The 13,702-nt window shown below is 60.5% G+C and carries 17 protein-coding genes and 1 pseudogene; 13 read left to right on the top strand and 5 right to left on the bottom strand.

Translation table 11 applies throughout. The features are described from left to right. Positions 1-1,162: pseudogene (locus Q1A75_RS19700) on the top strand (hypothetical protein); the annotation flags it as partial. A gap of 50 nt (positions 1,163-1,212) precedes the next feature. Next, the gene (locus Q1A75_RS19695; protein WP_299551726.1) at positions 1,213-1,776 is read left to right on the top strand and encodes a GNAT family N-acetyltransferase; all 564 of its coding nucleotides are present in this window, start codon (positions 1,213-1,215) and stop codon (positions 1,774-1,776) included. On the opposite strand, the gene Q1A75_RS19690 is transcribed toward Q1A75_RS19695, so the two are convergent. Both Q1A75_RS19690 and Q1A75_RS19685 read right to left on the bottom strand, forming a co-directional pair. Continuing rightward, on the bottom strand, positions 1,755-1,970 hold the full coding sequence (locus Q1A75_RS19690) for a DUF2842 domain-containing protein (RefSeq protein WP_299210703.1): 216 nt from the start codon (positions 1,968-1,970) through the stop codon (positions 1,755-1,757). The two genes, Q1A75_RS19695 and Q1A75_RS19690, sit on opposite strands and share 22 nt — an antisense overlap. Before the next feature lie 10 nt (positions 1,971-1,980). After that, complete coding sequence (locus tag Q1A75_RS19685) at positions 1,981-3,273, bottom strand: adenylosuccinate synthase (RefSeq protein ID WP_299551729.1); 1,293 nt, start codon at positions 3,271-3,273, stop codon at positions 1,981-1,983. Between the two features lie 174 nt (positions 3,274-3,447). Between Q1A75_RS19685 and Q1A75_RS19680 the strand changes: the two genes are divergently transcribed. After that, entirely contained in the window at positions 3,448-3,843 is a 396-nt protein-coding gene (locus tag Q1A75_RS19680) for a DUF6524 family protein (protein WP_299551732.1), read from the top strand. 86 nt (positions 3,844-3,929) lie between these two features. Here Q1A75_RS19680 and Q1A75_RS19675 read toward each other — a convergent pair whose 3' ends face one another. The 3 genes from Q1A75_RS19675 to nthA are packed head-to-tail and all read right to left on the bottom strand — an operon-like array spanning position 3,930 to position 5,523. Next, positions 3,930-4,238, bottom strand: coding sequence for a nitrile hydratase accessory protein (locus Q1A75_RS19675; RefSeq protein ID WP_299551735.1), 309 nt, complete (start codon positions 4,236-4,238; stop codon positions 3,930-3,932). Continuing rightward, positions 4,235-4,909, bottom strand: a complete 675-nt coding sequence (gene nthB, locus Q1A75_RS19670; protein WP_299551738.1) for a nitrile hydratase subunit beta — start codon at positions 4,907-4,909, stop codon at positions 4,235-4,237. The genes Q1A75_RS19675 and nthB overlap by 4 nt, the downstream gene beginning before the upstream one ends. Then, positions 4,906-5,523 carry a nitrile hydratase subunit alpha gene (nthA, locus tag Q1A75_RS19665; RefSeq protein ID WP_299551741.1) on the bottom strand — a complete coding sequence of 206 codons (618 nt, stop codon included), beginning with the start codon at positions 5,521-5,523 and terminating at the stop codon, positions 4,906-4,908. The genes nthB and nthA overlap by 4 nt, the downstream gene beginning before the upstream one ends. 116 nt (positions 5,524-5,639) lie before the next feature. Here nthA and secG point away from each other — a divergent pair, with 116 nt between their 5' ends. The 10 genes from secG (at position 5,640) to Q1A75_RS19615 (ending at position 13,636) form a co-directional block, all read left to right on the top strand. Then, positions 5,640-6,005 (top strand): preprotein translocase subunit SecG, encoded by a 366-nt coding sequence (secG, locus tag Q1A75_RS19660; RefSeq protein WP_299551743.1) that lies wholly within the window; start codon positions 5,640-5,642, stop codon positions 6,003-6,005. Positions 6,006-6,164: 159 nt separating this feature from the next. After that, positions 6,165-7,808, top strand: coding sequence for a CTP synthase (locus Q1A75_RS19655; protein WP_299551747.1), 1,644 nt, complete (start codon positions 6,165-6,167; stop codon positions 7,806-7,808). A gap of 489 nt (positions 7,809-8,297) precedes the next feature. Next, positions 8,298-8,789: a twin-arginine translocation pathway signal gene (locus Q1A75_RS19650; RefSeq protein WP_299551750.1), complete on the top strand. Its 492-nt coding sequence runs from the start codon at positions 8,298-8,300 to the stop codon at positions 8,787-8,789. 8 nt (positions 8,790-8,797) lie between these two features. Further along, positions 8,798-9,382 (top strand): ferric reductase, encoded by a 585-nt coding sequence (locus Q1A75_RS19645; RefSeq protein ID WP_299551753.1) that lies wholly within the window; start codon positions 8,798-8,800, stop codon positions 9,380-9,382. 190 nt (positions 9,383-9,572) lie between these two features. After that, positions 9,573-10,346, top strand: coding sequence for a 23S rRNA (adenine(2030)-N(6))-methyltransferase RlmJ (gene rlmJ / locus Q1A75_RS19640; RefSeq protein WP_299551756.1), 774 nt, complete (start codon positions 9,573-9,575; stop codon positions 10,344-10,346). Positions 10,347-10,352: 6 nt separating this feature from the next. Then, the gene (locus Q1A75_RS19635; RefSeq protein WP_299551759.1) at positions 10,353-10,787 is read left to right on the top strand and encodes a TerB family tellurite resistance protein; all 435 of its coding nucleotides are present in this window, start codon (positions 10,353-10,355) and stop codon (positions 10,785-10,787) included. A 25-nt stretch (positions 10,788-10,812) separates the two neighbouring features. Next, positions 10,813-11,247 carry a TerB family tellurite resistance protein gene (locus tag Q1A75_RS19630; protein ID WP_299551762.1) on the top strand — a complete coding sequence of 145 codons (435 nt, stop codon included), beginning with the start codon at positions 10,813-10,815 and terminating at the stop codon, positions 11,245-11,247. Next, entirely contained in the window at positions 11,244-11,981 is a 738-nt protein-coding gene (locus Q1A75_RS19625; RefSeq protein ID WP_299551765.1) for a PhnD/SsuA/transferrin family substrate-binding protein, read from the top strand. Before Q1A75_RS19630 ends, Q1A75_RS19625 begins: the two co-directional genes overlap by 4 nt. 124 nt (positions 11,982-12,105) lie before the next feature. Beyond that, positions 12,106-12,879 carry an ATP-binding cassette domain-containing protein gene (locus Q1A75_RS19620; protein ID WP_299551768.1) on the top strand — a complete coding sequence of 258 codons (774 nt, stop codon included), beginning with the start codon at positions 12,106-12,108 and terminating at the stop codon, positions 12,877-12,879. A gap of 25 nt (positions 12,880-12,904) precedes the next feature. Further along, positions 12,905-13,636 (top strand): transporter substrate-binding domain-containing protein, encoded by a 732-nt coding sequence (locus tag Q1A75_RS19615; protein ID WP_299551772.1) that lies wholly within the window; start codon positions 12,905-12,907, stop codon positions 13,634-13,636. Positions 13,637-13,702 lie beyond the last annotated feature (66 nt).

Genomic DNA, 13,702 nt, shown 5'->3' with positions numbered 1-13,702 from the left:
AGAAGCAGAAGCAGAAGCAGAAGCAGAAGCAGAAGCAGAAGCAGAAGCAGAAGCAGAAGCAGAAGCAGAAGCAGAAGAGGTGATCTCGGCCGCGTCCGATTCGCAAGCAGATGATGACGATGATCTTGGTCTCGACACGCTGGCGGCATTGATGGCAGCCGATGACGATGCACCTGCATCGGAAGAGGACGTCGCCGACAACCTCTTTGACGAAAGCGCAGAGGCCGATGCGCCCGAAGCGGAGGAGGCACCCGCCCACCCGCGCGCACGCGTGATCAAGGTCAAGCGCGCGGACATCGACGCGGCCATTGCCAGCGGTGCGCTTGAAGAGGTCGAGGGCTCGACCGCCGAAAGCACCCTGTCGGCAGAAGATGAAGCCGAACTGCTGGCCGAACTGGCCGAGGTTGAGGCGGAGTTGCCGGTATCAGAGGACGTCGACACAGACATTGACGACGACGCCGACATTGATGAAGTCGAAGCTCAGGCGGACACGTCCGAAGAACCCGAAGGCGTCAAAGATGATGACGTGCAACGCCTGATGGCCGAGGCCGAAAACCAGATGGATGAACCGGAAGGGTCGCGCCGCCGCAACGCCTTCCAGCATCTCAAGGCTGCGGTCATGGCAAAAAAGGCGGATGCCGACATCGGCAAGAAGGACGAAGAAGAGGAAGGCGCATTCCGCTCGGATCTCGCCTCTGTCGTCAAACCACGCCGTCCCGAAGCGCGCAGCGAAGGTGCGAAGCGCCCGGGCAGCGACCGCCCTGCGCCGCTCAAGCTCGTTGCGGAACAACGTGTTGACGTTGACGCGGCGCCCAAGGGCCCTGTCACACCGCGCCGTGTGGCCGCGATGGATGACGGCACAAGCACCGAAGACGCAGGCAATTTCGCTGACTACGCGTCCGAAATGGGCGCGCATGACCTGCCGTCCTTGCTGGAAGCCGCCGCAAGCTACCTGAGCTTCGTGGAAGGCCGCGATCAATTCTCGCGCCCGCAGCTGATGACCAAGGTGCGTCAGGTCGAACAAGGCGACTTCAGCCGGGAAGACGGGTTGCGCTCTTTCGGTCAGCTGCTGCGCGCGGGCAAGATCGAAAAGATCAGAGGGGGCCGCTTTGCCGTGACAGGCGATATCGGTTACCGCCCGGACCAACGCGAAGCAGGCTAAGCCCAGCAAATGAACTCTTTAAAGGCGCCCTTGAACAGGCGCCTTTTTTCATGGCTGATGCGCATATGAGCTTTCCAGACCAACCCACACTGACCGGTCCCACCCTTCATCTACGCCCCTTGCAGGCCGAAGATGAAGGCGCACTTGCGCGCGCGGCGTCCGATCCTGCCATCTGGGCGGTGCACCCGTCGCCTGACCGCTATAAGCCAGAGGTGTTCGCGCCCTATTTCCAGATGCTTCTGCGCGAAGGCGGCACGCTTGTCGCCACGGACCGGGCCAGCAATGACATCATCGGCTGCTCACGCTACTACCCGGCCCCGGAAAGCCCTGGCGAATATGGAATCGGCTTTACCTTCCTGACGCGCGCCTATTGGGGCGGTGCCGCGAATTGGGAAATGAAATCTCTGATGCTGGATCATGCCTTCCAGTACATGGAGGCCGTCTGGTTCCACATCGGTACCGATAATGTCCGCTCACAAAAAGCCACTGCGAAACTCGGCGTCGATCACGTCGCAACAGAAACGCGAACGCTCAGCAGCGGAACAGCCATTTATGAATGCTACCGGCTCAGCAAAGCCACATGGCAGGCGCGTCAAGCGTCGGGGTCAGGCTGACCGATCCCCTTGAAGACAAACTTCAGGGGGAAGGCCCAGATGACACCCAACCCGACATAGATCAGCAGCTCAACAAGGATCGGGGGCCGGTCGAACAGCCCCACGATGGACACAGCCGCCACGATATAGAGCGGCAGCGCCACGATCAGGATCAACAGGGCGAGCCATTTCCGGGTCTTGTAGCGCAGCGCCATGCGAGGCTCCTCAGTCGGCAAAAGGGTCCCGCACCAGGATCGTATCCTCACGCTCGGGCGATGTGGAAAGTAGCGCGACAGGGCAGTCGATCAACTCTTCGACCCGGCGCACATATTTGATGGCATTGGCCGGCAGATCGGCCCAGCTGCGCGCGCCTTCTGTCGATTCAGACCAACCTGGCATCTCTTCGTAAACCGGCGTACAGCGCGCCTGCTGGTCTGCGGCTGTGGGCAGATAGTCCAGCGTTTCGCCGTCCAACTCATAACCCACGCAGATTTTCAGCGTTTCGAACCCGTCCAGCACGTCCAGCTTGGTCAGCGAAATCCCGTTCACGCCAGAGGTCGCACAAGTCTGGCGCACAAGGCAGGCATCGAACCACCCGCAACGACGCTTGCGACCTGTCGTGGTGCCAAACTCATGCCCCCGCTCGCCCAAGCGCTGACCATCCGCATCTTCCAACTCGGTCGGAAACGGCCCCTCGCCCACACGGGTGGTGTAGGCTTTGACAATGCCCAGCACGAAATCGATGCTCCCAGGGCCCATACCCACACCCGTTGCGGCTTGCCCCGCAATCACGTTGGACGAGGTGACAAAGGGATAGGTGCCGAAGTCGATGTCCAGAAGCGCGCCTTGCGCCCCTTCGAACAGGATGCGTTTCCCGGCCTTGCGCGCCTCGTTCATCACCTTCCAGACAGGGGCGGCGTATTCGAGAATGGCGGGCGCCACCTCGCTCAGCTTGGCAATCAGCGCATCGCGATCCACCGGATCAAGGCCAAGCCCACGGCGCAGTGCATCGTGATGCACAAGGGCCCGATCAACCCGCAGTTCCAACGTCGCACGGTCGGCCAGATCAGCCACACGCACAACGCGGCGCCCCACCTTGTCTTCATAGGCGGGACCGATGCCGCGCCCGGTTGTGCCAATCTTGGCCACGGAATTCTGAGCTTCGCGCGCCCGGTCCAATTCCCCGTGAATCGGCAGGATCAGCGGCGTGTTCTCGGCAATCATCAGCGTCTCGGGCGTGATCTCTACGCCCTGGGCGCGCAAGGTCTCGATCTCGGAGACAAGGTGCCACGGGTCCAGCACCACCCCGTTGCCAATGACAGACAGCTTGCCGCCGCGCACCACGCCCGAAGGCAACGCATGCAGTTTGTAGACCTCACCATCAATGACCAGCGTGTGCCCGGCATTGTGTCCGCCCTGAAAGCGGGCGATCACATCGGCCCGCTCGCTCAACCAGTCGACAATCTTGCCCTTGCCCTCGTCGCCCCATTGTGCGCCGACAACCACCACATTGGCCATTTGATGCCCTTTCAGAAAGCAAACCCGCGTCCGTATAGCGAAACGCACGGGCAAGGCAAACCGGTATCTGTGTTTCTTCTGACGAAAAATACCACCGCCGGAGGCACCAGCGGCTTGCGACCCACGCAGGTTTCAGGCCATCAACGCATCAGCACGATCCAAGGACCAACCCCCATGGGCTTTCTCGCACGCTGGCTTTTCGCTTTTGGCCTTCTGGCCGTCACCTACAATCCCACCGAATACAATTACGTGGCATGGGCCGCGCAGCATGGGCCAACCAATCTCTCAATCGCGGTTCTCGCCGGGCTGCTCTTGCTGATCGGCTACATCATCTACCTGCGCGCCACCCTGCGATCCATTGGCGGCTTTGGCATGGCAATGGTGCTGGCCGTCGTGGGTGCGGTGCTGTGGGTGCTGTACGATTTGGGCTTACTGACATTGGACAATGGCAATCTCAACACATGGCTTGGTGTGTTCGCCCTGTCACTTGTGCTGGGGGTCGGCCTGAACTGGAGCCATGTGCGGCGGCGCCTGTCGGGGCAGGCGGATATGGACGACGTGTACGAGTAGCAACCCCGCCAAGATTTTTTGGCGGAAAAAGTCATTCTTGGGGGCCAGCCCCCAAGCCCCCGAAGTCTAACTGGCAAGATGAAGGATCAGTCCAGTGTCACGGGCTGCCCATGTGGCGTGCGCAGATAGGCGGCTTCCCACTCCGCGCGCATATCCGAAAGCGCAGCCGCTTCGGCGGCCCCTGTTTCGGTCAACAGCGCCTCGAGTGTTTCGAGCCACGCGACAAAGTAATCGTCCCCACCGTTCAGCTCTTTCTCTAACCCGTGCCGTTTCAACGTCGCCCCGAAACGCACAGCCCAATCCGGCCACGCAAACTGACCCGCCTCGTTCAAATGCACGGTCAGGGCAAAAAGCTGCGCATGCCAGGGCGCTTCAAAGCTGGGTTCAGGGGTCATAATGCAATCAGGTAGCTTTGCCACAGGTCAAGGATCACCTCATCCTCGGGATGTTCCGGATGCGCCCAGATGTCCTGCGCCCTGAGCGCCACGGCATAGAGCGGTTCAGGCGCTTCGCCCAATCGGTGCGCGTTGCTGTCGGGCAAAACATGCGTGCCATGCTGTCGAACGATTGTCCCTTCTGCTCCGGCTGCATAGGCAGGCAGCCGCGTGTGCCCACCGGGCACCTGCATATTCTCCGGGATCGACCGAATGCGCACCGTATCTCCCGCAACGAAAAGCGCGGCGACATTGCTCGGGCGCGTTGCGGGACCACCCTTGGCCAGGACCCCGGCCACAGCGGCCGCCGCCAACCGCTTGTCCGCCAGATTGCTCGTTCCCCGTGCCGCCCCTTGCGCCAGCTCTTCGCGGCTCACAGCCCCGGTATCGACCAGCAGATCAGCCAGCGCTGCCATCCATTTTTCGTAGTAGGAAAAGCGCGTGTAGTCCTTGGGAGACAGACACTCCCGCGCGTGACGCGACACATCAATATTCCACAGCCCCAGCGACCCGCATGCCAGCGTGATCGCCAGCGCACGTGGATGCCAATCGGCATGAAAGATCACATCCTCAGTCTCTGGCACCACAGCGCCATCCCCGAAACGACCACCCATATCGTGCACGCGCGTCATGGTGACACCGCCACGCCGCAGCCAATCATGCTGTCACGGGTGACCAGTGCCATCAGCGCGGCCTCATCCATGCCTTCTGTGCCTTCGGGCCGTTGCGGCAGAACAAGGTACCGCACCTCGGCCGTCGAATCCCAGACGCGCACGGCCTGCTCTTCGGGCAATGTCACACCAAAGTCAGCCAAGACCTTCCTCGGCTCGCGTACGGCGCGGGACCGATAAGCGTCGGACTTGTACCAGCCCGGCGGAATACCGAGCAAAGGCCACGGGTAGCAAGAGCAGAGCGTGCAGACGACCATGTTGTGGACGGCTTCCGTGTTCTCGACCACCACCATATGTTCGCCTTGCCGCCCGTAATAGCCCAGCTCGGCCAGCACCGGATCGGCGTCCTCCAGCAAGGCAGCCTTGAACTCAGGATCGGACCACGCCCGGGCCACCACGTGGGCACCGTTCTTGGGGCCAATCTTGTTTTCATAGGTGTCTATGATCTCATCGAGCGCGGCAGGATCAATCAGCCCCTTCTGCGTCAGGATGGTTTCAAGCGCCTTGACCCGCAACGCGGGGTCCGAGGGCAACAATGAATGCGGGTGATCGTGGTCGGAATGGTCATGTGGCATGACCCGATCATGGAACCCCACGTACACAAATGTCCAGAGGCCGAAACCGCACTTGCCCCGCTTCGCAAACTTGCATAGATACCGCCCATCGCGCAGCAAAGAGCCTTGAACGCTTCATGGAAAACGTCGTCCTGATCATCCACCTGATCCTTGCCCTCGGCCTGATCGCCGTTGTGCTGATGCAGCGCTCCGAAGGGGGTGGGCTTGGCATGGGCGGCGGCGGAGGTGGCGCTGCCACGGGCCGTCCGGCAGCCACCGCGCTGGGTAAGCTGACATGGATCCTGGGGATCGGCTTTACCATCACCTCGATCACGCTGACGATCATCGCGGCACAGAACGCGTCCGGCACGTCCGTCATCGACCAGCTGGGCATCACGCCGCCCGGACAGAACGCCCCTGCGGACGATCTGGTACCGCCCGGCAGTGACTTGTTGCCACCCACGGCTGACGACGACGCACCGCTGGTCCCCAGCGCCGACTAAACAAAACCTTGCGGGCACGGGAAAAGCTGCAACATGATGTTGCGGCATCCTTGCCCCGTTGAACCGAATCCTGTTATACTGAGGCCCCGTGGGGAACGCTTTCATGCGTCTGCTCACAGTGGCCTGAAGGCCTGATTGAACCACGGGGGACTGCACCACATGGCACGCTACATTTTCATCACGGGCGGCGTTGTGTCATCGCTGGGCAAAGGGTTGGCATCGGCTGCCCTAGGCGCGCTTTTGCAGGCCCGTGGCTTTTCCGTACGGCTGCGCAAGCTGGACCCCTATTTGAACGTCGATCCCGGCACCATGTCACCCTTTGAGCACGGCGAAGTGTTCGTGACAGATGATGGGGCAGAGACCGACCTCGATCTTGGCCACTACGAACGCTTTACCGGCGTGGCTGCGCGCAAAACCGATTCCGTGTCCTCCGGCCGCATCTATTCCAACGTGCTCGAGAAAGAGCGGCGCGGCGACTACCTCGGCAAAACGATCCAGGTCATCCCCCACGTCACGAATGAGATCAAGGATTTCATCGAGATCGGCGATGACGAGGTCGATTTCATGCTGTGCGAGATTGGCGGCACCGTCGGTGACATCGAAGGGCTGCCCTTCTTCGAAGCCATCCGCCAGTTCAGCCAGGACAAGCCGCGCGGCCAGTGCATCTTCATGCACCTGACGCTGCTGCCATGGATCAAGGCGTCCGGCGAATTGAAAACCAAGCCGACCCAGCACAGCGTCAAGGAACTGCGGTCCATCGGCATTGCCCCCGACATTCTGGTCTGCCGGTCAGAGGGGCTAATCCCGGAAAAGGAGCGTGAGAAGCTTGCCCTCTTCTGCAATGTCCGCCCCGACAGCGTGATCGCTGCGCAGGACCTTGGCACCATCTATGACGCCCCTCTCGCCTACCACGCCGAAGGGCTGGATCAGGCCGTGCTCGACGCCTTCCAGATCAGCCCGGCGCCCAAGCCGGACCTCGCAAAGTGGGAAGACGTCAGCGACCGCATCCACAATGCCGAAGGCGAGGTAAAGGTCGCGATCGTCGGCAAGTACACGCAGCTTGAAGATGCCTATAAGTCGATCGCCGAGGCACTGACCCATGGCGGCATGGCGAACCGGGTCAGGGTCAAGGTCGAGTGGGTCGATGCCGAACTGTTCGACAACGAAGACCCCGCCCCCCATCTGGAAGGCTTCAATGCCATCCTCGTCCCCGGCGGCTTTGGCGAGCGTGGGACCGAAGGCAAGATCAAGGCGGCCGAGTTCGCCCGCACCCGCAAGATCCCATACCTCGGCATCTGCCTTGGCATGCAAATGGCAGTGATCGAAGCGGCGCGTAACGTGGCTGGCCTGAAAACCGCAGGGTCCGAGGAATTTGACCACGAGGCGGGCAAGAAACGGTTTGAACCAGTGGTCTATCACCTCAAGGAATGGGTGCAGGGCAACCACAAGGTCGAACGCAAGGTGGGCGACGACAAGGGCGGCACCATGCGCCTTGGGGCCTACGACGCCACATTGACGGCAGGCAGCCGCGTGGCCGAAGCCTACGGCACCACGACGATCGACGAACGCCACCGCCACCGCTACGAGGTTGACATCAAGTACCGCGAGCAGTTGGAAAAAGCGGGGCTCAGCTTCTCGGGCATGTCGCCGGATGGCCGCCTGCCAGAGATCGTGGAATGGTCAGATCACCCGTGGTTCATCGGCGTGCAGTTCCACCCGGAACTGAAATCCAAGCCCTTCGACCCGCACCCCCTGTTCCAGGACTTCGTACGCGCGGCCAAGGACATGTCACGGCTGGTTTAAAACCAGATCGCAGCACTAAAAACCATCGAACAGGCACGATTGCTTGTCATGCTATGCTGCGTGTTGCGACAACTCATGCCCGTTTCACGTCAGGAAAACTGCAGTACCACATAGACGACCAACAGAACCAAATAGATTGGCAACAGCAGCCAATAGACATTCACCAACCCCCTGATGATCGGCGACGCCATTAACTCGGCGCTCCTGTCATCCTTTCTGGAATGCAAGGCTGTAAGACGACCCGTTAGCAAGCAATACAGGATCAGCAGAACCAAGGGCGCAAACCCAGAAAAAGAACGCCGAAAAAGACAATATCAGACAGTCTTGCACCGGTGCAATGCCCTTCTCAGCCGCACGATCGCGGAACACCTGGTTTATGCACCGCCACATTGCATAACGCGACAGGTGCCATCACGACCCCGTGACCACGGTTTATCCGTTGTGTTACCCTCTTACCTCAAAGGCAACCGCCAGCTGAGGAGACACGTCATGACCACCTCATTCCCCCGCCGGACTATCCTTGCCACCGGCACAGCCGCCCTGCTCACCAGCGGCCTCACCATTCCCACCAGCGCTCAAACGCTTGCCCCGACCCCGACCATGCGCGGCGGTGCCAACAACTACCGCCCCGGCGCGCCCATCGTTGACCGCATCGGCGGCGGCGGCTTCCTGATGACTGGGACCGTTCTGCGGGCAGGTGACGGCGCGCCAATCCCCAACGCCCGCATCCAGATGTGGGCACACACAACCGAAGGGCACGAAAGGGACGAACGCAGCCACGGGGCGACGCTCACGGATGCACAGGGCCGGTTCCAGATGGATATGCCGCAAATCGTTCCGGCCTTTGGCCAACCGCACGGGCACCTCGCCTATGATGCAGAGTTCGATGACAACGGCTTCCAGACCGTTTTTCTGCGCCCGATCATGTCCAGCGCCTCTGATACAACGCTCGACGTGCAGTTCGTCCTGCAACAGACCTGACGTACTTCATGCGCGGCGTCATTCCGTGGACCGCGCTGGCGATCGCTGTTGCAGCGCCGATTGTGGCAGCAGGGTTCAGCCCGCTTCTGCAATGGCGCGACGGTATCTACATCGCATCAGGCTTTGCGGGCATCTTCGGTATGACACTTTTGCTGGTGCAGCCCCTCCTCGCTGCCGGTGATTTGCCATACCTGAGCCACGCCCGTGCCCGCCGCCTCCATCGGCTGACAGGTGCGCTTTTGCTGGCTGCGGTGGTTGGGCACGTTGTTGGCCTCTGGATCACCAGCCCGCCAGATGTGATCGATGCGCTGACCTTCACCTCACCCACACCGTTTTCGGTCTGGGGGGTTATCGCCATGTGGGCCGTGTTTGCCGCTGCCTTGATGGCCGCACTGCGCAGAGGGATCGCAGTCCGCCCGATGACATGGCGCAGGATGCATGTGTCGCTAGCACTCACAATCGCTGTCGGTACTGTCACCCATGTCCTTTTGATCGAGGGCACGATGGAAACGATAACAAAGTACGGCCTCAGCGCACTTGTGTTGCTAGGAGCCCTTCGGATCGCCCCGCGTCTCCGCCCCCGGCGACGTTAACGGACTGGCAAGATTTGGCAGCGCGGCCCTTTAACCTGCCGAAAGCTGGATTGCCGGTGTTTTTGGAGGTGTACGCAGGGTGACGGCCGATGTCCCTTATTTTACTGGTATTAACGCACAGATCCGCGCTTGGAACTATATTGTGTCGTTAACCGTTGCGTGTACAGTGCCCTGCGGGCCATAAGCCCCCATGCTCAGCTACCAGCACATATTCCATGCCGGAAACCTTGCGGATGTTCACAAGCACAGCCTTCTGGCGTGGATGCTGGATTACCTGATCCGAAAGGACAAACCGGTCAGCTATATCGAAACCCATGGCGGTCGCGCCCTGTATGACCTTTCTGCAGGCGAAGCGGTCAAGACTGGCGAAGCGGCCCAGGGCATCACGCGGGTACGGCACTGGTTTGATGAGGATCATCCTTACGCGAAGTGTCTTAAACAAATTACTGATCTGAATGGAGAAAAAGTCTACCCCGGATCACCCCTCATCGCGTCCCAGATCCTGCGCGACACCGACACATTGACCATTGCCGAGCTCCACCCAAATGAACACAACGCACTGGAGCTGGCGCTACCAAAGGCCACGGTCCGCCGTGCAGACGGCTTTGCCATGGCTCATTCAATGTTGCCTCCAACACCCCGACGCGGCCTGATGCTGATCGACCCCAGCTTCGAAGTGAAAGAGGACTACGCAACGATCCCCGGCCACATCAAAAAATATGTACGCGCATGGAATGTAGGCATCATCGCGCTGTGGTACCCGATATTGACATCAGATACGCACAACAACATGCTGAAAATACTTGAAAAAGATCATCCCGATGCCCTACGACACGAAGTGCGGTTCCGCCCCGCGCGCCCCGGCCATGGTATGATCGGGTCCGGCCTATTCGTGATCAGGCCGCCCTTTGGTCTTGCCGAACAGGCCGCAAATCTGAAAACTCGCTTTGACCAACTGAAGTGATACGCAATGTTCGAACGCCTTTTTCCCAAAAGACCCAAGGAAACCAAACCCTTGCCCGAGCCCACGCCGCAGCTCGCGCTGGGTGCGCTGCTGGTGCGCGTGGCCATGGCCGACCGCGAATATCAGGCCCCCGAAGTGGCCGCGATCGACAAGATCCTGTCAGCCACATTTGACCTAAAGCCACTGGACGCGGCAAAGTTGCGCGCCACGTGCGAGGCGCTGGAACGGCACGCGCCCGGCACGCCTGAATTTGCGAATATTCTCAGAGAAACAGTACCTTATGCTGACAGGCTCGGTCTGGCGATGGCCATGTGGCAGGTGCTGCTCGCCGATGGCGAACATGCCGGCATCGAAGAGGATGTTCTGCACCAGATCGAAGCCGCCCTCGGCATCACGCCCGAGGACAGCGCAGACATTCGCACCCGTGCGCTTGGCGAATAGGCACAACCTCCATATATCGGCACCCATGTTCCAGGACCTCCTCAAGCGGCTGATCCAGCCCGAGCCCGCCCCAATCGCCGACGCTGACGCCCGGCTGGCCCTTACTGCACTTCTGGTGCGCGTGGCCCGTTCGGACTATGATTATTCAGGCGACGAGCGCGCCCTGATCGACCAGATTACGCAAGATCGCTATGGGCTTACCCGCAAGGATGCCAACGCCTTGCGCGCCGACGCCGAGGCGATGGAAGCCGACGCCCCCGACACGGTTCGCTTCACCAGAGCAATCAAGGAGGCCGTCGCGTACGAAGATCGTCTCGCAGTCGTCGAAGCCCTCTGGAAGGTGGTCCTCGCCGATGGTCAGCGCGCGCAGGAAGAGGATGCGCTGTTGCGGCTGGTCACCAACCTGCTGGGCATCACGGATCAGGACAGCGCAAAGGCACGCCAAAGGGTCATCGGGTGATTGCTTCGCTCGGCATGTATGACATGCCGCACTTGCGAGGCGCCCATGACCGGCTCTGGGCCGGGATACGCAAGGCGCTCAGGCATGGACCGGATCAGTTGACGCGCGGTGGAGATCCTTGGACCGAATGGCAATCACCCGAACTGCTTCTGGCCCAGACTTGCGGGCTGCCCTACAGGGCAAGGCTGCATGATCAGGTGACGCTCGTCGGCACGCCTGACTACGATCTGCCCGATTGCCCACAAGGCCACTATTTCAGCTATCTGATCAGGCGCCGCAATGACCCGCGGCCTCTTCCCGAGCTGTCCAAACGGGGGGTGATGGCATTCAATGATCCCTTGTCGCAATCGGGCTGGGCTGCGCCCTTGGCACATCTTGAGAACCGCAAGCTGCGACCTCGAAAGACCTTGCAAACTCAGGCTCATATCGCAAGCATCCGGGCGGTGCTGCGTCAGAAGGCTGACTTTGCAGCGGTCGATGCGGTCACGCTGCTCTTGTGGGCTGCCGAAGACACGGATGCGGCTGTTCAAATTGACGCTTTTGACCGCACGCACCCCACGCCCGCCCTGCCCTACATCACCGCACAGGGCCACGATCCGAAACCGGTTTTCGATGCTATTGCAACTGCAATTTCCGGACTGACACACGAAGATCGCTGCGACCTGCGCCTGAATGGCATCGTACAAATCCCGCCATCCGAGTACCTTGCGCTCCCCATTCCGCCAGCACCTTGACCAAACCGGGCTATCCCTACGTCAATTTGCGCAAATGGTGGGCAAAACGTCCTTTTTGCCCGTGGACAAGGCACATGTTTTCCTCCCTTATACCGGCTGATCAAAACAAGCGCAGCCAATCCACGTGTCAGACACCGCCGTTATTGAAATCAGAAACCTGCACAAGGCGTACGGCCCCCTCGAAGTGCTGAAAGGCGTGGATATTCAGGCAAAACGGGGCGACGTGGTATCCCTCATCGGTTCGTCAGGTTCGGGCAAATCCACGCTCTTGAGATGCTGCAACCTGCTGGAAGACAGCCAGGAGGGCGAGGTGGTGTTCAAAGGCGAACAGGTCAGCTGGAAGGGCAGCGATCATGGGCGGCGCCCGTCGGACCCCAAGCAAGTGCTGCGCATCCGTACGAACCTGTCCATGGTGTTTCAGCAGTTCAATCTGTGGGCGCACATGACCATCCTGCAAAACGTGATGGAAGCGCCCTTGACCGTGCTGCGCCGCGATCCTGCAGAGGTCGAAAATGCCGCACGCGCATACTTGGACAAGGTGGGTATCGGCGACAAGTGCGACGCCTATCCCGCCCAGCTGTCGGGCGGCCAGCAACAACGGGCGGCCATTGCCCGCGCACTGTGCATGGAACCCGAAGCGCTGCTGTTTGACGAACCAACAAGTGCCCTGGACCCAGAACTGGAACAGGAAGTTGTCAGGGTGATCAAGAACTTGGCCGCCGAAGGGCGGACCATGCTGATTGTGACCCACGACATGAAACTGGCCCATGATGTCAGCGACCACATCGTGTTTCTGCACAAGGGCCTGATCGAAGAACAAGGACCGCCAGACGAGCTATTTGGCGCGCCCAAATCAGAACGACTGCGTGGGTTTCTATCTGCAACCCACGCCGCGTAACCAATAATCAACGGGAGAAACTCACATGAAATCCATCCTTCTTTCGACAGTGGCCGTTGCGATAACAGCCACCTTTGCAATGGCCGACGGCCACAGCGTCGTGCGCATGGGGACCGAGGGCGCCTACGCCCCCTACAATTTCATCAACGATGCTGGCGAAATTGACGGGTTCGAGCGCGAAGTGGGCGATGAACTGTGCCTGCGCGCTGAACTGACTTGCGAATGGGTCAAAAACGACTGGGACTCGATCATCCCCAACCTCGTGTCCGGCAACTACGACACGATCATCGCGGGCATGAGCATCACCGCTGAGCGCGACGAAGTGATCGACTTCACACAAGACTACTACCCGCCTACCGCTTCGGCCTATGTGGCTGGTTCGGAAGATGCCGATCTGGAAGGCGGCGTGGTCGCGGCGCAAACCGCAACGATCCAGGCGGGCTATATCGCGGAAAGCGGTGCCACGCTGGTCGAATTCGCCACACCCGAAGAGACCATCGCAGCCGTACGCAACGGCGAAGCGGATGCCGTCTTTGCCGACCGCGACTTCCTGGTGCCTATGGTCGAGGAATCGGGTGGCGACCTGTTGTTCGTGGGTGAGCCTGTACCGCTCGGCGGTGGTGTCGGCATGGGCCTGCGCGAAAGCGATGCGGAACTGCGTGGCAAGTTTGATGCAGCCATCACCTCCATGAAAGAGGATGGCACGCTCAACGAACTGCTGGTCAAATGGTTCGGCGACGAGGTCGCGACCTACTAATACGGTCCTTGCAGGCGCGGCACTGACCGCGCCTGCACCCTACACGTGGCACCGGCCCTACAGGCT

The sequence above is a fragment of the uncultured Tateyamaria sp. genome (assembly GCF_947504105.1).
Lineage (GTDB): Bacteria > Pseudomonadota > Alphaproteobacteria > Rhodobacterales > Rhodobacteraceae > Tateyamaria.
This window is presented reverse-complemented; position numbering and strand designations above follow the sequence as displayed.